Raw genomic sequence first — 20,225 nt, 5'->3', positions numbered from 1 at the left:
CGGCAGGTCAGGCGGCCGTTCCGGCCCCACCCGTCCGAGTAGTCCCGGAACCGGCCCAGGCCCCGACGGCCCGGGCCGCCACGTACGACCCGCGTGCCCCCGTCAGCCGCGTGCCCCCGGCAGGACGGTGATCGCGGTGGCGAGCAGCCCGTCCCGGACGACCCACCGCCCGTCGAAGCCCCCGAGGCGGTGTCCGTCCACCACCGGGCCCGGAACCAGCAGGACGGCGTGGAAGGTGCCGTCCGGACGCAGCGTGATGTCGGCCTCCGAGAACTCCAGGAAGACGCCGGTCAGCGGGAACCACGCCTTGTAGACGGCCTCCTTGGCGCTGAACAGCAGCCGGTCCCACGGCAGCCCCGGGTGGTCCGCGAGCAGCTTGCCGTTCCGCTCCTGCTCGCCGGGCAGCGCGATGGCGTCCAGCACCCCCTCCGGCAGCGCCTCGGCCGGCTCGGCGTCGATACCGATCGAGACGACCTCGCCCGCCCGGGCGACGGCCGCACCCCGGAAACCGGCGCAGTGCGTGAGGCTCCCGACCACCCCGTCGGGCCAGCTCGGCGCGCCACGCAGGCCGGGTACCAGCGGCCGGTACGGGACGCCGAGCCGCCCGAGCGCGAGGCGGGCGCAGTACCGGACGGTGGTGAACTCCCGCCGCCGGGTCTCGACGGCCCGGGCGACTACCGCCTCCTCCGCCGGCTCCAGCCGCGCCTGCGGCGGGTCGTCGTAGGCCGTCTCCACCACGACCGCCGCGGGAAGCAGTTCGCCGATCACAGGTCCCCCCTGAATGTGTGGCATGCGTACGACGGTGAGCTTAACCCGGCCGACCCGCCCGGGAGGAGGGCCGCCCGACCACGGTCGAACACCGCCTCCGGGCCCTGGGGGCCGTCTGGTCCCGGGAGCGCCGCCGACGCCGGGCGGTGTCTCCTAGTAACGTTACTGAGTGCCTCGGCTCCTCCTGTGCCTCTGCGGGCCGGGGCTCGCTCAGCGCTTCGGCCGTGTCGGCCTGGCCACCGAGGAAGCGACTAACTGTCACTGTTCCGTAGGGGATTGAGATCCGAACAGGAGAGCAGCACGTGAGCACCGCGCATGCCGGTCCGGGTGACTATAGCCGGGTGCCGAATCCGGAGCAGGCCCTGAAGTACGCGATCCAGCACATCGCGGGTGAGCGCGTCGAGATCGTCGAGGGAGTCATCACCCCTGTGTCACCGTCCTGGGCCCACGAGACCGCCGTCGACCTGATCCGCGAGCAGATCGGGCCCCGGATGCGCGAACTCGGCCTCCGCGCCGGTTCCGGGAACCTCGACCTGCCCGGGACGCAGAACTTCTACGTACCGGACCTCGCGGTCGTACCCGCCGAACTGGCGAAGACGGAGGGCGCGCTCCTGCCGGATCAGACCGTGCTGGTCGTCGAAGTGACGTCGCCGTCGAACGGTGAGACCGACCGGACCGCCAAGCGGCGTCGTTACTCGCAGTTCGGGGCCCCGGTCTACCTCCTGGTCGACCGTCAGGAACGCACCTGCACGCTGTTCTCGCAGCCGGGCCGGCTCGGCTACACCCGGGTGGAAGGGCCCCATCCGTTCGGTACCTCGCTGCACCTGCCCGCGCCGTTGGGGCTGGTACTGGACACGACCGGCTTCTGAGCCCGGCGGGCCCCGTGAGGGCGGGCCGGGGCCGTTCGTCGGACGATCCGTTGGGAAGCGGGTGAACCGGTGGGGCTGCCGGGGCGTCCTGAGTTCCGAAGGATCGTTGCCGAACAAGAGGAGAATGCGATCGTGGAGACCTTCGCAGGGCGCCCCGGGCGTCGCGCGGTGCTGGCCTTCGGTGCCGGGGCGGTACTCGCCGCCGGTGTGTCGGCAGGCGGGTCGGCCCATGCGGCGGGCCTCGCTCCGGCGAGTGGGGACGCGGTGGGCCGGGCCCTGGCCGACCTGGAACGGGAGCACGGCGCCCGGCTGGGGGTGTTCGGGCGCAACACCGTCACAGGCCGCACCGTGACGTACCGCGCCGACGAGCGCTTCCCGATCTGTTCCGTGCACAAGACGATCACCGCCGCGGCCGTCCTGCGGGACCTCGACCGGGGTGGCGAGTACCTCGCCCGGCGGATCCGGTACACCCAGCAGGACGTCAAGGACTCGGGCTACGCCCCGATCACGGGCACGCCCGAGCACCTCGCCAACGGCATGACCGTGGCCGAGCTGTGCGCGGCGGCCATCGACTACAGCGACAACGCCGCCGACAACCTGCTGCTCCGTGAGCTCGGCGGTCCGACGGCGATCACCCGCTTCTGCCGGTCCATCGGCGACCGGGTGACCCGGCTCGACCGGTGGGAGCCCGCGCTGAACTCCGCCGAACCGGAGCGCACGACGGACACCACCACCCCGGCCGCCATCGGCCGGACCAACCAGAAGCTGGTCCTCGGGGACGCGCTGGCGCCGCGGGACCGGCGGCAGTTGACCGACTGGCTGCTCGCCAACACCACCAGCGCCGCCCGCTTCCGCGCCGGACTCCCCAAGGAGTGGACCCTCGCGGACAAGACCGGCACCGGCGAGTACGGCACCACCAACGACGTCGGCATCGCCTGGATGCCGGACCGCACGCCCGTCGTCCTGGCCGTCCTGTCCACCCAGCGCGACGCCGACGCGGCGGCGGACGAGCCGCTGGTCGCCAAGGCGGCCGCTCTCCTGGCGGCAGCCCTGAGCTGACACCCCGTGGGTCCGGGCCCGGGTCCGGACCCACGCCGGGGTGCGGCGCTTGGGGAGCCGTTCACGCGGTATACACACCGTCTCCACCGGTCCGTTCAGCGTGATCACTTAGAGATAACGGGTCTGATCCCCACCGGCGGCGCCGGGCCGGTCCGTCCGGCACGGCGCCGCCCTCCCCCGGAAGGACGTACCCGTGGACCGCAGGACCCTGCTCAGCACCGCCGCCGCCGGAGCCGTGACCGCGGTGACCGCCACCGCGGTCACCGCGACCCCGGCCGCCGCGCGGCCCTCCGCCGGTGGCCCCGTCACCACCTTCAACGTCATCAGCGACATCCAGGGCGACCTCGGCGACCTCGGAGTGGCGCTGCGCGACATGAGGTCCACCAACCCCGCCTCCTCCGGCCTCGCTGTCGCCGGCGACATCACCCCGCGCGGCTACGACGCCGAATACGCCGCCGTCCGGGCCGAGTTCGCCAGGACGAGCCACCCGGCGACGGTCGCCTGGGCGATCGGCAACCACGAGTTCTACGTGCCCAAGTGGCGCGACCCGGCCACCCTGGACCAGGCCGCCTGGCCCAACGGCACCACCGAGGACTCGCTGTTCCGCAGCTTCTACACCTTCGCCGGCCGCAGCACCGTCTTCTCCGAGCACGTCTTCGGCGGCATCCCGGTGCTGACCCTGGGGACCGAGCGCTACATGCACTTCCACGACCCGAAGCTCTGGGACGAGGTGTGGCTCAGCGACACCCAGTTCACCTGGCTCGAACAGCGGCTCACCCACTGGGCGCAGCGCCGCCGGCCGGTCATGGTGATCACCCATCACCCGCTGCCGAACACCGTCTCGGGCAGCCGGAACAACCTCTACCTGCACGACTACCTCCAGGCGGACCGCCTGCTCGGCCTGCTCGGCCGCCACCGCGACGTCTTCGTCTTCTGCGGCCACACCCATTGGGACCTCGGCCTCTCCGACTGGTACGTCCGCCGCGTCGTCCCGGGCACCGCCAACCTCGACGGCTTCTCGGTGGTCAACACCGGCGCCGTGCAGACCGGTTACACCGACAACGGCCAGGGCGGCGAGTCGGCCGTGCCCGGCACCTTCAACCAGGGCCTCCAGGTGGAGGTCCACAACGACCGCGTCGTCCTCAAGGCCCGCGACTTCGCCACCCACACCTGGCTGAAGCAGATCACCGTCCCCCTCGCCACCCCCATGTAGCCCCGCCACGGACCACCGGAGGAATGGGAAGCCGGCCGGTCCGACTTCCCACTCCGGTGTGGGAATCCAGCGGATCGGCCGAATGAGGCGTGTACGAGCGTATCGAATGAGTATTCTTACCGACACGTAGCGCACGCGTGGCTCGCCCATCAATCGGCGGCCCACACTCATCTGACGTTGACTCCGGGGGGAGACACATGGCAGACGACGTTGCCATCAGTCCGAGCGAGCTGGACACTTCCGCGAACGTGGCGGCTGTCCTGGCAGAGGAACTCACCGAGCCGAGCCGGACCGCACTGACCGCGGCCACCACGGCATCGGGCCAACTCGCCGGATGGTCGGTGGCGAGCGGGCTCGGTCTACTCGGGAGCGGCTGGGCGGGCCCGCTCGGCACACTCCGGCAACGGCTCACCGACACCGCTGCCAACCTGCACGCCAACGCCGCGGCCCACCTGCACAACGAGCAGGCGGTCGCCGGCGCGTGGAGCGCGGCCCAGGGGGCGAAGTGAGCGGCTCCTACGAGTTGTTGGTGAGGTTCGACCCACACGGACTGCGTGATGCCGCCAAGGGCTGGAAGGCTCTGGCCCACGCGATGGAGAGCACGGGGGCCCGCCATCGTCACCAGGTCGACGGACCACTGCGGCAGCACTGGAAGGGGGCCGACGCCGAAGCGGCGTTCCCGTTCATGTCGCGCACCGAGCAGCAGTTGGACATCATCCGGGTCGAGGCCGAGTCGGTCGCGCTCACGCTGAACACGGTCGCCGACCGGATGTACCAGGCGCAAACCAACCTCTCCAATGCCGTGCACCGCGCGCAGGACGCCGGCCTCACGGTGTCGTCCGACGGCGCGCTCGGCCTCCCGTCGGAAGCCCCCGAGGAGCGGAACGACCCGGACGCGCAGGCTGCCCGTCGCACCCTTGCCGGCCTCAAGGGCGAACTCCAGGCGCGGATCGATGCCGCGGTGAAGGAGGCGCAGCGAGCGAGTGACCAGGGCAACACCGCATTGGGCCGACTCGGCGCGGACATCCTCACCGCCCAGCGGGCGAACGGTGCGATGGCCGAGACCCGCACCGATGTCGCGGACGTGGTCAAGGACCTCGGTCTGACCGACGCCTACATCCCGGACGGCAAGGACCCCAAGGCGAACGCCGAATGGTGGAAGGGCCTCACGCCTGACCAGCAGGAAAGCTACCTGGCCCTGAACGCGGCCAGGATCGGGAGTCTGGACGGACTGCCGGCGGTGGCCCGGGACGAGGCCAACCGGCTCGTGCTGGACCAGAAGCTCGATGCGCTGCGGGCCGGCACCCCCGCCTCGCTGGGACTCGACCAGTCGGCCTACGACAAACGCAAGGCCGCGCTGACGGAGGTCAAGAAGAAGCTCGACGCGAGCGCGGATGGGGCCGACGAGATGCATCAGCTGTTCCTCCTGGGCATCGATCCCGAGGCCTACGAGGGTGACGGGCGGGCGATCGTCGCGACCGGCGATCCGGACAAGGCCACGCACACGGCGGTGTTCGTCCCGGGGACGAACACCGACCTCAACGGCGTCCCGGGGCAGATCGACCGCATTCGTCAGTTGCAGACCTATGCGAAGGGTGCCGCCAACAGCGCTGACGAGACGGTCTCGGTGATCTCCTACCTCGGGTACGACACGCCGGAGAGCATCCCGGAGGCGGTCAATCCGCGGCGCGGTACCGACGGAGCCGATGACATGCGGCGGTTCTCGGACGGACTGCGCGTCGCGCACGGCGAGCCGAAGACACATCTGACCTACGTGGCACACAGCTACGGGAGTTATGCGGTCGGCGTGGCTGCCGCCGGTGGTGACGGTCTGCACGCCGACGACATCGTCACCCTCGGCAGTCCGGGCATGGGAGTCGACCAGGCCGAGCAGTTGCACATTGATCCCGACCATGTCTGGATCTCGGAGGCGGAGGACGATCCGACGCGCCTCTACAGCGGGATGACCCTGGGGCCGGGACCACACAACATCGGGTTCGGCGGCCACAACCTGTACACCGACACCTCGGGCCATGGCGGTTACTGGGACGAGAACTCGGCGAGCCTCTACAACCAAGGAAAGATCATTGCTGGCGTACCGCCCGAGGTCGAACCCAAGGAGATCAACATCGGAGGGATCATCCCCGTCTGGCACTGAGTCGATTCCGGAGAGAGCACTCATGACCTGCCCGTCCACCCGCCGGCCCGCTGCCGGAATTCGACTGAAATGCCTTGTGGCAGGGGTGCTGATGGCGGCGACCCTTGGAGCTTGCATGTCCAGTCCCGGTACCGGGAAGAACGATCCACTGCCCGTCAAGTCCCGCCAGGAGGCGCTGGACTGGGCGCGCCAGCTCATGGCGCACCTGGCACAGACGGCCGGTATACAGGTCAATGGCGAGCCGGAGGAGACCCGGTTCACGCCCTGCACCGGACGGAACGGCGAATCGGCACCGGACGACCGGTTCACCTTGGCCTACTTCGTCCACAGCGATGTGCCCGCGGCGCGGCACAACGAGGTCGTCCGCAGCGTCAGGGACTTGCTGAAGATCGAGGGGCTGACGGTCTCCGGCTATCGCGAGACGTCGACCGCGCCGGCGAACTCCACCGTTACGGCCCGCCACCCCGAGAGCCGGTACGTCGCGACGGTGTTCAGCACCGGGGACGCCCGAATGGCGCTCAGCGTCACCACGCCGTGCCTGATGCCGCCGACTGCCTCCTCGTGAGGTGGCGGTCGCGGAGCAGGGTTGTCGTGGCAGGGGTGTTGATGGCGGCGCGCCAGCGCATGGCGCACCTGGCACGGACGGCCGGTGTTCAGATCAATGGCGAGCCGGAGGCGGCGGACTTTCACCGGTGCGTCGGCGAGAACGGTGAGCAGGCGCCCGATGACCGCTTCACCCTGCTGTACGCCGTTCACAGCGATGTGCCCGGGGCCCGGCACAACGAGGTGGTCCGCCGCGCCCGGGACATGCTGACCCAGGAGGGTCTGGCGATCACCGTGTTCCGGGAGGCAACGGAAGCGAAGCCGTACGCCACTCTCTCCGCTCGCCACCCCGAAAGTCGGTATGTCGCCGCTGTCGACAGCACCAGTGGCAGGCGAATGGCGCTCGGTGTCACCACGCCGTGCCTGGTGCCGCCGTCCGGTGGGGGCGGGGTCAGGTGGTGGTCTTCGCGGTGAGGTCGTCCAGGACGATGCGGGGGCGGGTGGACTCGTGGTCGTCGCGGGCCGGGCGGGTGGAGTTGATGACTTCGGCGATGCGCTCGTAGCAGGTGACGGCGAGGGCCCAGGTCTCGACGTCCTGGCCGGTGCCCGCGTGGACGGTGGTGCGCAGGGCGTTGAGGAGGGCGATGACGCTGCGTCCGGAGAGGATGGTGTCGGCCTCGTCCTCCTGGAAGGCGGCGCGGGGGCGGTGGGCGGCCTCCTGCTGGTCGAAGTGTTCGGCGCCCTCGACCCGCGTGCCGAGGAACTCCCAGGTGTGCGGGTTGCAGGCGATCGCCACGGTGTTGACGGCGGCGGCCTTCAGCAGGGTGGCCACGTGGGCGGGCCAGGCGAGGGTGGCGGGGATGAGGTCGGCGACGCCGCCCGCGTCGACGGGCGGCGCGTCGGCGGCGGGCCGGTCCGGCGCAGGCGCGGCCGCCTCGGCGGGGGTGAGCCGGGCGAGCAGGTCGATGAGCTGCTGCGCCTGTTCGGCGGTGATGCCGGGGGACGGGCTGCTGCTCTCCTCGGCGTGGGCGGTCTCGGGCACGGGCGTCTCCTTCACGGGGAGGTAGGTGGGATCCGGCGGGTCGACGGGTTCGGGCCGGGGCCGGGCGGCCTCGGCGGCCCGGAGCTGGAGGCGGTGCAGTTCCTCGCGCGCCTCGGTGAGCCGGCGCTGCAATCGCCGGGTGTCGCGGTCGGCCTGTTCGGCGGACTGCCGCTCCCTGGTGAGCGCGGTGACGATCCCGTCGCGGTGGTCGCGTAGGCCGTCGACGATGGCGTTGAGCAGTTCGGTGCGCAGGGCGTCACCGGTGCCGCGCAGTTCGGTGAAGCCGTTCTCGACCTCGGTGCGGAGTAGGTCCACTCGGCCGGCGGTGCCCCTCAACTGCCCTCCCCTGTAGGTGCGGCACGCGAGAGTGCCGAGACCAGGGTGGCGGTGCGCGGCGGCGCCGGGGAGGTGATCGCCGGGGGCTGACCCGATCCCGATCGTCACTGTCCGGAATCGGATCGTCACGCTGTTCGACCGCGGTGTGCGGCTCGTCCGGTGAATCCGCCGCACCCCGGCACCTGCCGATCCGGTCGGCGGGTGCGATGCTTCCGGGAGCCCGTCGCGTCGAGCCCGCCGTCCAGACCGAGGAGATGCCCATGCGTGCCGAACCCGTCGCCGACACCCCCTGCCTCACCCTCGGTGAAGGCCCGGTCTGGGATGCGGCCGCGCAGTCGATCCACTGGATCGGCATCCCGGACCGCGAGGTCCTCACCCTCCACCGTCCGAGCGGCCGGCTCACGGTGCTCGAACTGGACGTCACCCCGGGCACGTTGATGCCGGCGGCGGAGGGCAGCCCGGTCCTCGCGACCGAGCGCGGGTTCGAGTCGCTGGACACCGCGACCGGCCGGACAGAGCTGCTCGCCGCCGTCGAGGCCGACCGGCCGGACCGCCGGATGAACGACGGGAAGCGGGACCCGTACGGCCGGCCGGTCGCGGGCACCATGCAGCGCACCGGGCCGCAGCAGCCGGGGCCGCTGTACCGGCTGGAGTCCGACGGCTCGGTGCGGCCGATCCTGGACGGCCTGGCCATCCCCAACGGCCTGGCCTGGCCCGAGCCGGACCGGCTCTGGCACATCGACACCCCGACCCGGCGGATCGAGTTCTACGAGTACCCCGAGCACGGCCCGGTCGGCCGCCGGATCCGTTCGCTGGACGTCTCCCACCTGCCGGGGATGCCCGACGGCATGACCCTGGACGAGGCCGGGAACCTCTGGGTGGCGTTCTGGGACGGCGGGGCGGTGCACTGCCTCTCGCCGGAGGGCCGGCTGCTGGACACCGTGGAGGTCCCGGCGCCGCGGACGACCAGCTGTGCCTTCGGTGGGCCGGGGCTGGACACGCTGTTCATCACCACCGCCCGGAGCGGGGAACACCCGCTCTCCGGGCGGCTGTTCGAGCTGGCCGTCCCGGGGGTGCGCGGCCGGGCCTGAGGGTGCCGGGGCGGGGAGTGCGGGTGTGCGGGTGTGCGGGAGTGCGGGAGTGTCGGGCGGCCGGTGCCGGGGCCGGCCGCCCGGTGCTGAGCGGGTGGCTCAGGACTGCCCGAGCAGGCGGGCGAAGTCCATCCCGAGGCTGCCGAGGACGGGCAGCGCGCCGAGGTCGGTGATGCCGCCGACCGGGATGACGTAGCCCTGGTTCACCTCCCGGGGCACGGCCGCCGCCGGGGTCGCGGTGGCGCCGGTCAGGACGGCCGCGCCCAGCAGGGCGGCGCCGAGGGTGGCGCTGCGGAGCGGAACGCGGAACGCGGGGCGGAGCGGGGTGCGGGACGGCGTGCGGGACGGGATGCGCAAGGGGGCCTCCGGGGAGTGGGACGCGTGAACTGACAACGCGTCGTCCGCTCTGCGGTCACGTATCGTCCCGCCTTCGGCCGCTTTCGTAAAGCTTCCTGCTTTGTGTTCATGACAACACATCAAAGGTATGGACCTCCCCTCGGCGTCCGGCATACGGTCCTTCCCTGGGTGGGTCGGACGTGCCCGAACTCCACTGCACCGCAAGCCGATTCGGCCTGCTCGGGAGCTTCCGCAGGTCCGCCGGCCCGCCCGTACTCGGTCATGCCGTCCGCACCGACAATCGGAGGGAACCATGCGAGTCGTCAAGAACCTCAGGATCCTGGCCGGCGCTCCGCTCGCCGCCGCCGCACTGATCGCCCTGACCGCAGGTTCGGCCAGTGCCGCGATCCCGATCAACAAGCCGATGACCGGCAAGGCGACCTACTACAACGACGCCGGCTACGGCGCCTGCGGCACCCAGATCAACGCGTCCAACCAGATGCTGGTGGCGGTCTCGCACACCTGGTGGACTTCGGCGAATCCGAACAACGACCCGCTGTGCAAGGGCATCTCGGTCAAGGTGACCTATCAGGGCAAGACGGTCACCGTGCCGGTCCGGGACAAGTGTCCGTCCTGCGACTCCACGCACCTCGACCTGAGCCAGCCGGCCTTCGCCAGGTTCGCGCCACTGGGCCAGGGCGTGATCAACGGGCTCACCTGGCAGTTCGTCAAGGCCGGTTTCGCCGGGGAGACGATCCCGCTGTCGGCGCCCATCGAGGGCTCGACGATCGGCGCGGGAGCGGGCGCTTCGCGCTGACCCGCCGCGGGCCGGACCGGTCGGCGCCCTGCCGGCCGGTCCGGGGGCGGGCGGCCGTCACTTCGCGGTGACGCTCCGGCTGCGGCTGTCGAGCACGGCCAGGGCCACCTCGACGGCGTCCACTGCGCACCGGTGGCGCCCGGTGTGCGCGGCCGGGGCGGGCGGGCCGAGGGCGTCCTGGAGGATCCGTGCGAGCGCCGCCCGCTCCGGGGTGGTGATCTCGGGTGTCGACATGGTGGTAACTATCGTTACCGAAATGCTGTCAGGTAACCAGAGTTGTCAACCGGGCCGGCGTCGGCGGCTCTGACACAGTGCAGGGCGGCGTGCGCGGATCCTGCCACCGTGTCGGTGGTCGCGGCGCACCGCCGCGGCATAGCGTCCGGGGAGACCACCGAGCGAAGGCAGGTTCCCGTGGACCGCACCGGCGACGAATCCCCGGCCGTCAACGGCCGCGTCTCCTTCTGGTACGCGCAGACCGGACTGCCCGAGCCCCGGCCCGCGCTGCCGGGCGACGCCGACGTGGACGTGTGCATCGTCGGTGGCGGGTACACCGGGCTCTGGACCGCCTACTACCTCAAGAAGGCCGACCCCGGACTGCGGATCACCGTGCTGGAGCGCCGGTTCTGCGGCTACGGCGCCTCGGGGCGCAACGGCGGGTGGCTCTACAACGGGTTCGCCGGCCGGTCGGCCTTCGCCCGCCGGTACGGGGCCGGGCCGGCCGCCGCGATGCAGCGGGTGATGGACGAGGCGGTCGGCGAGGTGGCCGACACCGTCGCCGCCGAGCGCATCGAGGCGGACCTCGTCCGGGGCGGCGTCCTGGAGGTCGCCCGGACCCCGGCCCAGCTGGCCCGGTTGCAGGCCTTCGCGGCGGCCGAGCGCTCCTTCGGCGCGGACCGCGTCCAGCTGCTGACCGCGGCCGAGACCGGTGAGCGCATCCGGATCGCCGGCACCCTCGGCGGCACCTGGACGCCCTACGGCGCGCGCGTCCAGCCCGCCAAGCTGGCCCGCGGGCTCGCCGAGGTGGTGGCGGGTCTGGGCGTCCGCGTCCACGAACGGACGCCGGTCACCGCCGTCGAGCCGGGCGGCGCCGGCCGCCGGGCCCGCGCCGTCACCCCGCACGGCACGGTCACCGCCGACCACGTGCTGCGCGCCACCGAGGGGTTCACCGCCGGGCTCCGGGGCGAGCGGCGGACCTGGCTGCCGATGAACTCCGCGATGATCGCCACCGAACCGCTGCCGGAGTCCTTCTGGGCCCGGACCGGCTGGACCGGCCGCGAAGTCCTCGGCGACTTCGCCCATGCCTACATGTACGCGCAGCGCACCGCGGACGACCGGATCGCGCTCGGCGGGCGCGGCGTCCCCTACCGGTACGGCTCGCGCACCGACGCGGACGGGACCACCCAGCCGGCCACCGTCCGACAGCTGCGCGAGATCCTCGACAGCTTCTTCCCGGCCGCCGCCGGTGCCCGGATCGACCACGCCTGGGCCGGGGTGCTCGGCGTCCCCCGCGACTGGTGCGCCACCGTGGACCTCGACCGCGCCTCCGGGCTCGGCTGGGCCGGTGGGTACGTGGGCAGCGGGGTCACCACCGCCAACCTGGCCGGCCGCACCCTGCGCGACCTCGTCCTCGGCCGTGACACCGAGCTCACCCGGCTGCCCTGGGTCGGCCACCGGGTGCGCCGCTGGGAGCCGGAGCCGCTGCGCTGGCTCGGTGTGCACGCCCTCTACGCCGCGTACCACGCCGCCGACCGCCAGGAGTCCACCGGCCGGGCCACCGGCTCACCGCTCGCCCGGCTGGCGGACGCCATCTCCGGACGGCACTGACCGAGGGGCGACCGAGCGGCCGTGCTCCCGGCGGCCGTTCGGGCGTGCCGCGGTGGCAGCGGCGGTCGCCACGACGCACGGTGGTCCCGGGGTCGAGACGGCGGAGGGACGGTGCGGGTGCGCAGGTGGCGAGTGGGACTGGTGGGGCTGGCCGTGTCACTGGGGCTCGGTGCGCCGACGGCCTCGGCCCTGCCGGTGCGGCCGGGCTGGGCGGTCGTGGTGGTGGACCAGGGATCGCGCAGCGTGCTCCTGCTGCAGAGCGCCGAGGAGCTGATGGCCTATCGGGGGCCCGGCCGGCTGCCGGTGGTGTGGTCCTGGAGCGCGGACCGCGCGGCGGACCTCGCCGATCTCACCCCGGCGCACAGCTGGTCGATGCCGGACGAGGCGAAGAGCCGGGTGCGCGGGGGGCGCCGCTACCTGCTGACCACCGCCAGCGGCGGGCTGGTGGCGGTGGTCGACACCGCGACCGGCGGCACCTACTGGGCCGCCGACACCGGCGGCGCCAACCCGCACAGCGTGGAGCTGCTGCCGGACGGCAACGTCGCCGTCGCGGCCAGCACGGGCGGGTGGGTCCGGCTCTACGCCGCTTCGCGGGGGCCGCGCAGCACCGTCCACGCGGTGTACCCGCTCAAGGGCGCGCACGGCGTCCAGTGGGACGGCCGCACCCGGCTGCTCTGGGCGGTGGGGGACGACGAACTCACCGCGCTCCGGGTGGGCGGCACACCGGCCGCGCCGGTGCTCACGGCCGCCCGGAGCATCCCGCTGCCGGAGCCGGGCGGGCACGACCTCGCGCCGGTGCTCGCCGCGCCGGGCCGGTTCTGGGTGAGCACCGCCGAGCACCTGTGGCAGTTCGACCCGGCCGGCGGGCGCTTCACCCGGGTGCGGTTCGCCGACGAGGCCGCGGAGCGTGACATCAAGAGCGTCGGCGACGAACCCGGCACCGGGCGGCTGCTCACCGCCGCCCCCGACCATGCGGGGGCCTGCTCCTGGTGCACCTCCGTCCTGGCACTCCACGGTCCGGACGGTGCCCGGACCCTGCGCGGTACGCGGTTGTACAAGGCGCGCTGGTGGGCCAGTTGGAGTGGGTGACGGTCGCTCAGGGTGACGGCCCGGGGTGGCATTCGGCTGATGCGGCAGATTTTATGCCCCGGCAAACTACTCCAATGGTGGGCAGTTTCCCCTGCGGCCGCCCAAACCTCGTATGCGGTGCCCAGCCTGGGATAGCGTCCAGTGCACCGGGGGGTACCTCGCTTGCGTGTGTGCCGCACCGGTCCGTTCGAACGCATCCGACGAATGCCTCAGCTAATTCGGGAGAAACTCATGGGTAATAGCATTTCGGAAATCCGGCCGGTCGCCGTGGACGAGCTGCGGCTCGCCGTGGACTCCCTCGCGGCCTTCCCGGCCCGGGGCGGGGCCGGCGGCTCCGACGTCCCCGAGCGCCTGGCGGCGGTCGCCGACCTCTGCCGGGCCGTCGACGGGGTGCTGGACAGCCTGGTCGTCCAGGCTGCCGCCGAGGCCGCCGAGGAGGGGTGGACGGCGGCCCGGATGGCGTCCGAACACGCCGTTTACTACGCCCGGTTGCGGCGGGCGCTGCTGCCCGCCGGAGCGGGCGGCCAGGGCGATGCCGGGCTGAAGAAGCCGTGAGCGCGCCGCACTCCAACGCGCACGTCCTGACCTGCCCCACCCGGTGGAGCGACGTGGACGAGAACGGGCACATCAACAACGCCCGGCTGGTCTCCTACGTCCAGGAGGGGATTTACGACCTCTTCTGCCACCACAAGGTCGCCGTCCGGGAATCCCTCTTTCCGTCCGGATTCCTGATCGCACGGCACGAGATCGATTACCTGGAACAGTTGCACCACCAGCCGGAGCCATTGCTGGTACGGCTGACCGTGGAGCGGCTGGGCCGGAGTTCCGCGCATGTGGTGGTGAATGTCTGCCGCGATCCGCTCACCTATATGCGGGCGCGCACCGTGGTGGTCGCCCGGGACCGCGAATCGGGCCGTTCCCGTAAACTCAGCCAGTCCGAGCGCCGATTTCTCTCGGCGTTCGTCCCGGGCGAGGCGGTCGAGGCGCCGGCCTCGGCGCCGTCACAGCGGGTGCCGGTGTCGGCAGCCCGCAGCCCGCTGCCCGGCTCGGCGCTCCGCGCCCGCCGACGCTGTCGCGCCTCGGCGCGCTGACGGCGGCGATGCCGGCACCGATGACGCTGCCGGCATCCAGCACATCCAGCACATCCAGCACATCCGGGGCGTCCGGGACCACGGACGCGTCCGGGACAGGGCCCGCGGGGCCGTAGGACGAGCATGACCCGCAGCGCGGGCGGGACCGATGGGCGAGGCCACGAGGGCCGGGCCCGCGGACACCGCCGGGCGCCCGGCCGGGCCGCGATCGTCGTGGCCGACGCGAGGGCGGCGGGTACGGGGGCGGCCGCGGCGAGGACGGCGGCGGTGGGGTTGGCAGCGGCGGCAATGGCGCCGCCGACTGCGGAGCACCCGACCGGGACGCCGACCGGCTGCCGCGCTCCCCACACCTTGACGAGGCGGCGGCCGGAAGCGGCCGTGGGAGCCGCCCGGTGCTCACCCGGTGGGTCGTCCGGTGCTCACCCGGTGGGTCGTCCCGTCGTGGGTCGTCCCGTGGGTCGTCCGGTGGGTCGCCCGCGCCGCTCAGCCGGTCGTGGCGCGGAACAGCTCCGCGCCGGCGCCCGTCAGGAGGACCGGTTCGCCGGTCGGCCGCAGGTAGGCCGATCCGCCCGGCCGCAGGTCGAGGGTGTGGCCCGCGGCGCTCCGCAGCCGGGCCCGCCCGGCCGTACAGAGCAGGATCTGCGGCGCGGCCAGGTCGATCCCGGTGGGGGCGGCGGTGGGCCGCAGCCGGGAGAGCCGGAACTCCTCGGCCGGCGACGGGAAGATCTCCTCGATCCCCCCACGGGCCGGTGAGCCGTCCGCAGGGAGCCCGGCGGCAGGGGAGGCGGTGAGCACGGGGGGCTCACCGGTCCGGAACGAGGTCACCGCCAGCAGCCCGTCCACGTCGATGTGCTTGGCGGTGAGGCCGCAGCGCAGCACGTTGTCCGAGTTGGCCATCAACTCGACGCCCAGACCGTGCAGATAGGCGTGCGGCACCCCGGCGTCCAGCGCCAGGGCCTGGCCCGCGCCGAGCCGGACGTGGTTCAGCAGCAGCGCGGCGACCAGGCCCGGGTCACCGGGGTAGTCCCGGGCCGCCCGCGCGTAGGCGGCGCAGGCGGCGGCGTACGGTCCGCCGCCGGCGGCGACCCGCCGCAGTGCGGCGCCGACGGTGGCGAGCTCGGCCGGCCCGGGGCGGACGTCCTCCAGGACGTGCCGCAGCATCGCGGGCAGCACCTCCTCGGCCGGCCGGTGGCGCAGCGCGGTGGCCCACGGGGTGAGCAGCGGGACGGCCAGTGCGTCCAGCAGCCCGGCCGTGGCGGGCGCCGGTCGGAACCCGCAGAGTGCCTCGAAGTCGCCCAGGGCGCAGATCAGTTCGGGCTTGTGACCGCGGTCCCGGAAGATCCGCCGCGGGGCGTCCCGGGGGATGCCGCGGGCCTCCTCGGCGGCGAAGCCGGCCTCGGCCTGCGCCCGGGTCGGGTGCACCTGGAGCGAGAGCGCCCGGTCGGCGGCCAGCACCTTGAACAGGAAGGGGAGCCGCGGCCCGAACCGCTTCACGGTGTCCGGCCCGAGCTCGCCGTCCGGGTCCTCGGCGATCAGCCGGTCCAGCGGGCGGGGGTCCGCGCCCGCGCCGTCGTCCCGCAGCGAGGGCGCGGACGGGTGGGCACCCATCCAGAGCTCGGCCTGCGGTTCGCCGGTGGGCGGGGTGCCGGTGAGCGCGGGGATGGCGGTGATGGACCCCCATGCGTAGCCGCGGACGGGGTTAAGGAGCGGGGCGAACGGGGGACGGGCGGGTGTGGGCATGCGGGGCCTCTCCTGAGGGGGCCGACGGGCCTGAGGGGGCCGACGGGGCGGCTACAGCGGGCCCGGGGGTGCCTGACGCCCCGCCGGCGCCGGACGGCAGAGCGCCGCCGCGCCGATCAGGCCCGCGTCGGTGCCGAGTTCGGCGCGGCGGACGTCGAGGCCCCGGACGTAGGGCAGCGCCGCGTACCGGTCGAGGTGGCGGGCGAGCGGGTCGAACAGCGGGGCGCCGGCGGCGGCGACCCCGCCACCGATCACCACCCGGTCGAGGTCGACCAGGGCGGCGGTGGCGGCGATCCCGGCGGCCAGTGCCTGGGCGGCCCGGTCGAAGGAGGCGAGCGCGACCGGATCGCCGGCCAGCGCGTCGGCGGCGACGGCGCGCGCCGAGCGGTCCTCGCCCCCGTCCGACGGGCGCCAGCCCCGGGCCACGGCCCGCCGGGCGATCGCCGGACCGGAGGCGATCCCCTCCAGGCAGCCGCGCGAGCCGCAGGGGCAGGGGTCGCCGTCCAGATCGACGCTGATGTGACCGAGGTGGCCCGCGTTGCCGCTGGGGCCGGGCCGCACCGCGCCGTCCAGGACCAGCCCGGCGCCGACGCCGGTGGAGACCACCAGGCAGAGCGCGTTGGCGGCGTCGCGCGCGGCGCCGCGCCACTGCTCGGCGGCCGCCATCGCGACGCCGTCCCCGGCCAGCGCCACCGGGACGGCCGCCCCGGCCACGGCGGGGTGCGCGGCGACTTCGGCGACCAGCGGGAACGCCCGCCAGCCGGGGATGTTGACCGGGCTGACGGTGCCGTGCCGCAGGTCCACCGGCCCGGCGCTGCCGATGCCGACGGCGGTCACCGCGGCCCAGCCGGGCGCGGTGGCGAGCCGGTCGAGCACCTGGTGCACCACGGCCAGCACGGCCGCGCCGGACTGCGCAGCGGGAGTGGGCAGTTGGAGCCGGTGGGAGAGCTCCCCGCGTTCGTCGACGAGCGCTCCGGCGATCTTCGTCCCGCCGATGTCGAGGGCGGCGAACAGCGGGCGGACGGGCGGGGCGGCGGTCATCGCAGGGCTCCAGAACCGGGGACGGGGCCCCCGCCCGGGCAGGCGGGGGCACAGGGGCAGGGTAGGTCCGGCCCGGGCGGGCCCGGGGGACGCCCGGACGGACGGCGTCGGGCGGGCACCCGCCGGGCCGGACCGGGGCGTCAGCCGGTGGCGGCCGTCAGGCGCAGCGTGACCAGCTCGAACGGCCGCAGGGCCAGCTCGACGCCGTCGCCGCTCACCGTCACCGAGCCGCGGGTGCCGTCCCACGGCCGCTCCAGCAGGTCGCAGGGCACCGCCCCGGCCAGCGGGAACGAGGTCGTGAGCCGGCCCCGGGCGCGGCCGCCGTTGGCCTCGTAGACGCGGACGACCACGTCCCCGCTGCCGTCGTCGGCCAGCTTGACGGCGCTGACCACCAGGGCGTCCTCGTCCAGCTCCACCAGCGGCCGGACGGCGTCGGCGGTGCCGGTCACCCGCCGCTCGGGCAGGCTGATCAGGTAGCCCTCGCGGACGGCGTCGGCGATCCCGGCGCCCGGCACCAGGGCGTGCCGGAACCGGTGCAAGCCCTGGTCGGTCTGCGGGTCGGGGAAGCGCGGGGCGCGCAGCAGCGAGAACCGCACCGTGGTCGTGGTGCCGCCGTCCGCCGCGCGGACCGTGCGGGTGACGTCGTGGCCGTAGGTGGAGGCGGTGACCAGCGCGACGCCCCAGCCCGGCTCGTCCAGGTGGACGAAGCGGTGGTTGCAGGCCTCGAACTTGGCCGCCTCCCAGCTGGTGTTGGTGTGGGTGGGCCGGTAGAGGTGGCCGAACTGGGTCTCGGCGGCGTACCGCTCGGTGTGCACGTCCAGCGGGAAGGCCGCCTTGAGGAACTTCTCCGTCTCGTGCCAGTCCACCTCGGTGTCGATGTCCAGCCGCCGGGCGCCCGCGCGCAGGGTCAGCGTCTGGACCACCGTGGAGGAGCCGAAGGAGCGGGCCACCCGGACGGCGACCGCGTCCGGTGCGGCGAGCGACACGGTGAGCGCGTCCACCCCGGTCAGGTCGGTGACGGAGTTGCGGTAGAACTGGTCCACGTCCCAGGCGTCCCACATGTTCGGGAAGTCCGGGTGCAGCTGGAGCAGGTTGGCGCGTTCGCCGGGGGCCACCGTCTCGCGCCCGGTGGCGAGGTCCACCGCCGAGACAACCAGGCCCTCGCCGTCCACCGTGACGGACAGCAGGCCGTTCTCCAGCACGAACCCGCCGCCCGCCCGCGCGGTGACCGCGCAGCCGTCCGCGGGTGCCGCCGAGGCCGGCGCGGCGCCGCCGGCGGGCGCCGCCGAGCGGGTGTGCGGGGCGCCGTTGAACACCAGCTCGTGCCCGCCCGCCCGATCCCCGGCCAGGGCCTGCTGGGCCCGCTCGATCAGCGCCTCCAGCTCCTCGCCGAGCGCCGCGTACGTCGCCTCGGCCTCCCGGTGGACCCAGGCGATCGACGAGCCGGGCAGGATGTCGTGGAACTGGTGCAGCAGCACCGTCTTCCAGATCCGGTCCAGCTCCTCGTACGGGTACGCCAGCCCGGTGCGCAGCGCGGCGGTGGCGCACCACAGCTCGGCCTCGCGCAGCAGGTTCTCGCTGCGGCGGTTGCCCTGCTTGGTCTTGGCCTGGCTGGTCAGGGTGGCCCGGTGCAGCTCCAGGTACAGCTCGCCGACCCAGACCGGCGGGTTCGGGTACTCGGCCTCGGCCTTCTCGAAGAACTCGGCCGGCCGCTCCCAGCGGACCGTGGCCGAACCCTCCAGGTCCCGCAGCCGGGCCGCCTTGGCGATCATCTCGCGGGTGGTGCCGCCGCCGCCGTCGCCCCAGCCGGTCGGGGCGATCGAGTGCCGGGCCACGCCCTTGTCCTTGAAGTTCCGCGCGGCGTGCGCGATCTCCTTGCCCTTCATGGAGCAGTTGTAGGTGTCCACGGGCGGGAAGTGGGTGAAGATCCGCGTCCCGTCGATGCCCTCCCAGAGGAAGGTGTGGTGCGGGAACTTGTTGACCTGGCTCCACGAGATCTTCTGGGTCAGCAGCCACTTGGAGCCCGCGTTGCGGATGATCTGCGGCAGCCCGCCGGTGAAGCCGAAGGTGTCCGGCAGCCACGCCTCCTGGTTCTCGACCCCGAACTCCTCCAGGAAGAACCGCTTGCCGTGGACGAACTGCCGCGCCATCGCCTCCGAACCGGGCATGTTGGTGTCGGACTCCACCCACATGCCGCCGGCCGGCACGAACCGGCCCTCGGCGACGGCCTTCTTGACCCGCGCGTAGACCTCGGGCCGGTGCTCCTTGATCCAGGCGTACTGCTGCGCCTGCGACATGGTGTAGACGAAGTCCGGCTCGTCCTCCAGCAGCGCCGTCATGTTGGCGGTGGTGCGGGCGACCTTGCGGACGGTCTCGCGCAGCGGCCAGAGCCAGGCCGAGTCGATGTGCGCGTGGCCGACCGCGCTGATCCGGTGCGCGGAGGGCACGGCCGGCGAGGCCAGCACGCCGGCCAGCTGCTCCCGGGCGGCGGCCGCGGTGCCGTTGACGTCCTGGAGGTCGATCGCGTCCAGCGACCGCTCGACGGCGCGCAGCACGTCCCAGCGGCGGGCGCCGTCGACCGGCAGCTCCTCCATCAGCTCGCCCAGCACCTCCAGGTCCATGACGAGCTGCCAGACCGTCTCGTCGAAGACCGCGAGGTCCATCCTGGCCAGCTTGTACTGCGGCCGGTCGCCGGCGGTGTCCTTGTCGCCGAGCTCGGTCGGCAGGAAGGGGTGGTAGTCGAGGATCACCGGGTTGGCGGCGGCCTCGACGTGCAGCAGCACCTGCTCGCCGCCGGCCGCGGGGGCGGCGATCCGCACCCACTGGTTCTGCGGGTTGAGGCCCTTCACCGGGCTGCCGTCCGGGCGGTAGACCAGGCCCTCGCACTGGAAGCCGGGCATGTTGGCGTCGAAGCCGAGGTCGATCAGCGCCTCGACGGTCCGCCCGGCCCACGCCTCGGGCACGGTGCCCGCGACGGTGATCCAGCTGGTGCTCCACGGGGCGCCCCAGGCGTCGCCGACGGCGATCGGGGTGCGCGGCGCGGCGAGGCCCTCGGCGACCGGGACGGGCTCGCCAGGCGCGGTCCAGACCGTGACCTCCAGCGGGACGGACTCCGGGTAGAGCGCCGGTCGGATGCGCTCCTCCAGGACGCGCTTGAGGCGGGACTCGACCAGGCTGCGGTCATCGTGCATGTCAGCAGGCTCCGTTG

The 20,225-nt window shown here is 73.4% G+C and carries 20 protein-coding genes; 13 read left to right on the top strand and 7 right to left on the bottom strand.

The window, feature by feature from the left end:
- Positions 1-102 precede the first annotated feature (102 nt).
- Positions 103-768: a 4'-phosphopantetheinyl transferase superfamily protein gene (locus tag ACFWA9_RS17500; protein WP_329492031.1), complete on the bottom strand. Its 666-nt coding sequence runs from the start codon at positions 766-768 to the stop codon at positions 103-105.
- 341 nt (positions 769-1,109) lie between these two features.
- On the opposite strand from ACFWA9_RS17500, the gene ACFWA9_RS17495 reads away from it, so the two are divergent.
- The 7 genes from ACFWA9_RS17495 to ACFWA9_RS17465 all read left to right on the top strand — a co-directional run bounded on the left by ACFWA9_RS17495 (position 1,110) and on the right by ACFWA9_RS17465 (position 7,084).
- On the top strand, positions 1,110-1,637 hold the full coding sequence (locus tag ACFWA9_RS17495; protein ID WP_380388056.1) for a Uma2 family endonuclease: 528 nt from the start codon (positions 1,110-1,112) through the stop codon (positions 1,635-1,637).
- Positions 1,638-1,769: 132 nt separating this feature from the next.
- Positions 1,770-2,696 (top strand): class A beta-lactamase, encoded by a 927-nt coding sequence (bla, locus tag ACFWA9_RS17490; protein ID WP_380388054.1) that lies wholly within the window; start codon positions 1,770-1,772, stop codon positions 2,694-2,696.
- 193 nt (positions 2,697-2,889) lie between these two features.
- A complete protein-coding gene (locus tag ACFWA9_RS17485; protein WP_352295558.1) occupies positions 2,890-3,909 on the top strand; it encodes a DUF4073 domain-containing protein in 1,020 nt (339 codons plus the stop codon).
- Positions 3,910-4,106: 197 nt separating this feature from the next.
- Positions 4,107-4,418 carry a hypothetical protein gene (locus ACFWA9_RS17480; protein WP_380388052.1) on the top strand — a complete coding sequence of 104 codons (312 nt, stop codon included), beginning with the start codon at positions 4,107-4,109 and terminating at the stop codon, positions 4,416-4,418.
- Positions 4,415-6,067 (top strand): alpha/beta hydrolase, encoded by a 1,653-nt coding sequence (locus ACFWA9_RS17475; protein ID WP_380388050.1) that lies wholly within the window; start codon positions 4,415-4,417, stop codon positions 6,065-6,067. The genes ACFWA9_RS17480 and ACFWA9_RS17475 overlap by 4 nt, the downstream gene beginning before the upstream one ends.
- Positions 6,068-6,182: 115 nt before the next feature.
- On the top strand, positions 6,183-6,632 hold the full coding sequence (locus ACFWA9_RS17470) for a hypothetical protein (protein WP_380388048.1): 450 nt from the start codon (positions 6,183-6,185) through the stop codon (positions 6,630-6,632).
- Positions 6,633-6,658: 26 nt separating this feature from the next.
- The gene (locus ACFWA9_RS17465; protein ID WP_380388046.1) at positions 6,659-7,084 is read left to right on the top strand and encodes a hypothetical protein; all 426 of its coding nucleotides are present in this window, start codon (positions 6,659-6,661) and stop codon (positions 7,082-7,084) included.
- Here ACFWA9_RS17465 and ACFWA9_RS17460 read toward each other — a convergent pair.
- Positions 7,062-7,967 (bottom strand): hypothetical protein, encoded by a 906-nt coding sequence (locus ACFWA9_RS17460; RefSeq protein ID WP_380388044.1) that lies wholly within the window; start codon positions 7,965-7,967, stop codon positions 7,062-7,064. The genes ACFWA9_RS17465 and ACFWA9_RS17460 overlap by 23 nt on opposite strands.
- A 281-nt stretch (positions 7,968-8,248) precedes the next feature.
- Here ACFWA9_RS17460 and ACFWA9_RS17455 point away from each other — a divergent pair, with 281 nt between their 5' ends.
- Positions 8,249-9,079, top strand: coding sequence for an SMP-30/gluconolactonase/LRE family protein (locus ACFWA9_RS17455; protein WP_380388042.1), 831 nt, complete (start codon positions 8,249-8,251; stop codon positions 9,077-9,079).
- A 99-nt stretch (positions 9,080-9,178) separates the two neighbouring features.
- On the opposite strand, the gene ACFWA9_RS17450 is transcribed toward ACFWA9_RS17455, so the two are convergent.
- The gene (locus tag ACFWA9_RS17450) at positions 9,179-9,436 is read right to left on the bottom strand and encodes a hypothetical protein (protein ID WP_380388040.1); all 258 of its coding nucleotides are present in this window, start codon (positions 9,434-9,436) and stop codon (positions 9,179-9,181) included.
- 292 nt (positions 9,437-9,728) lie between these two features.
- Here ACFWA9_RS17450 and ACFWA9_RS17445 point away from each other — a divergent pair, with 292 nt between their 5' ends.
- Entirely contained in the window at positions 9,729-10,232 is a 504-nt protein-coding gene (locus ACFWA9_RS17445; RefSeq protein ID WP_329486399.1) for a cysteine/serine endopeptidase inhibitor, read from the top strand.
- 57 nt (positions 10,233-10,289) lie between these two features.
- On the opposite strand, the gene ACFWA9_RS17440 is transcribed toward ACFWA9_RS17445, so the two are convergent.
- Positions 10,290-10,466 (bottom strand): hypothetical protein, encoded by a 177-nt coding sequence (locus ACFWA9_RS17440; RefSeq protein WP_380388038.1) that lies wholly within the window; start codon positions 10,464-10,466, stop codon positions 10,290-10,292.
- A 177-nt stretch (positions 10,467-10,643) separates the two neighbouring features.
- On the opposite strand from ACFWA9_RS17440, the gene ACFWA9_RS17435 reads away from it, so the two are divergent.
- The 4 genes from ACFWA9_RS17435 to ACFWA9_RS17420 all read left to right on the top strand — a co-directional run bounded on the left by ACFWA9_RS17435 (position 10,644) and on the right by ACFWA9_RS17420 (position 14,236).
- The gene (locus ACFWA9_RS17435) at positions 10,644-12,056 is read left to right on the top strand and encodes an NAD(P)/FAD-dependent oxidoreductase (protein WP_380388036.1); all 1,413 of its coding nucleotides are present in this window, start codon (positions 10,644-10,646) and stop codon (positions 12,054-12,056) included.
- Between the two features lie 132 nt (positions 12,057-12,188).
- Positions 12,189-13,145 carry a DUF6528 family protein gene (locus ACFWA9_RS17430; RefSeq protein WP_380388034.1) on the top strand — a complete coding sequence of 319 codons (957 nt, stop codon included), beginning with the start codon at positions 12,189-12,191 and terminating at the stop codon, positions 13,143-13,145.
- Positions 13,146-13,376: 231 nt separating this feature from the next.
- Positions 13,377-13,700 carry a hypothetical protein gene (locus tag ACFWA9_RS17425; protein WP_329486396.1) on the top strand — a complete coding sequence of 108 codons (324 nt, stop codon included), beginning with the start codon at positions 13,377-13,379 and terminating at the stop codon, positions 13,698-13,700.
- On the top strand, positions 13,586-14,236 hold the full coding sequence (locus ACFWA9_RS17420; protein WP_380388032.1) for an acyl-CoA thioesterase: 651 nt from the start codon (positions 13,586-13,588) through the stop codon (positions 14,234-14,236). Before ACFWA9_RS17425 ends, ACFWA9_RS17420 begins: the two co-directional genes overlap by 115 nt.
- Before the next feature lie 483 nt (positions 14,237-14,719).
- Here the strand turns inward: ACFWA9_RS17420 and manA are convergent, their stop codons facing one another.
- From manA to ACFWA9_RS17405, 3 genes are all read right to left on the bottom strand, one after another.
- A complete protein-coding gene (gene manA / locus ACFWA9_RS17415; protein WP_380388030.1) occupies positions 14,720-15,976 on the bottom strand; it encodes a mannose-6-phosphate isomerase, class I in 1,257 nt (418 codons plus the stop codon).
- A 51-nt stretch (positions 15,977-16,027) separates the two neighbouring features.
- Positions 16,028-17,017 carry an ROK family protein gene (locus ACFWA9_RS17410; protein ID WP_380388028.1) on the bottom strand — a complete coding sequence of 330 codons (990 nt, stop codon included), beginning with the start codon at positions 17,015-17,017 and terminating at the stop codon, positions 16,028-16,030.
- Between the two features lie 140 nt (positions 17,018-17,157).
- Positions 17,158-20,208: an alpha-mannosidase gene (locus tag ACFWA9_RS17405; protein ID WP_380388026.1), complete on the bottom strand. Its 3,051-nt coding sequence runs from the start codon at positions 20,206-20,208 to the stop codon at positions 17,158-17,160.
- Between the last annotated feature and the right edge of the window lie 17 nt (positions 20,209-20,225).

Origin of the sequence: Kitasatospora sp. NPDC059973 (genome assembly GCF_042737525.1) — a bacterium.
In the GTDB taxonomy this organism is placed as follows: domain Bacteria; phylum Actinomycetota; class Actinomycetes; order Streptomycetales; family Streptomycetaceae; genus Kitasatospora.
This window is presented reverse-complemented; position numbering and strand designations above follow the sequence as displayed.

Bases quoted from the DNA above. Each gene is read 5' to 3' on its own strand.
- ACFWA9_RS17440 (WP_380388038.1), bottom strand. From the start codon at position 10,466: ATGTCGACACCCGAGATCACCACCCCGGAGCGGGCGGCGCTCGCACGG.
- ACFWA9_RS17410 (WP_380388028.1), bottom strand. From the start codon at position 17,017: ATGACCGCCGCCCCGCCCGTCCGCCCGCTGTTCGCCGCCCTCGACATC.
- ACFWA9_RS17480 (WP_380388052.1), top strand. From the start codon at position 4,107: ATGGCAGACGACGTTGCCATCAGTCCGAGCGAGCTGGACACTTCCGCG.
- ACFWA9_RS17470 (WP_380388048.1), top strand. From the start codon at position 6,183: ATGTCCAGTCCCGGTACCGGGAAGAACGATCCACTGCCCGTCAAGTCC.
- manA (WP_380388030.1), bottom strand. From the start codon at position 15,976: ATGCCCACACCCGCCCGTCCCCCGTTCGCCCCGCTCCTTAACCCCGTC.
- ACFWA9_RS17405 (WP_380388026.1), bottom strand. From the start codon at position 20,208: ATGCACGATGACCGCAGCCTGGTCGAGTCCCGCCTCAAGCGCGTCCTG.
- ACFWA9_RS17445 (WP_329486399.1), top strand. From the start codon at position 9,729: ATGCGAGTCGTCAAGAACCTCAGGATCCTGGCCGGCGCTCCGCTCGCC.
- ACFWA9_RS17455 (WP_380388042.1), top strand. From the start codon at position 8,249: ATGCGTGCCGAACCCGTCGCCGACACCCCCTGCCTCACCCTCGGTGAA.
- ACFWA9_RS17425 (WP_329486396.1), top strand. From the start codon at position 13,377: ATGGGTAATAGCATTTCGGAAATCCGGCCGGTCGCCGTGGACGAGCTG.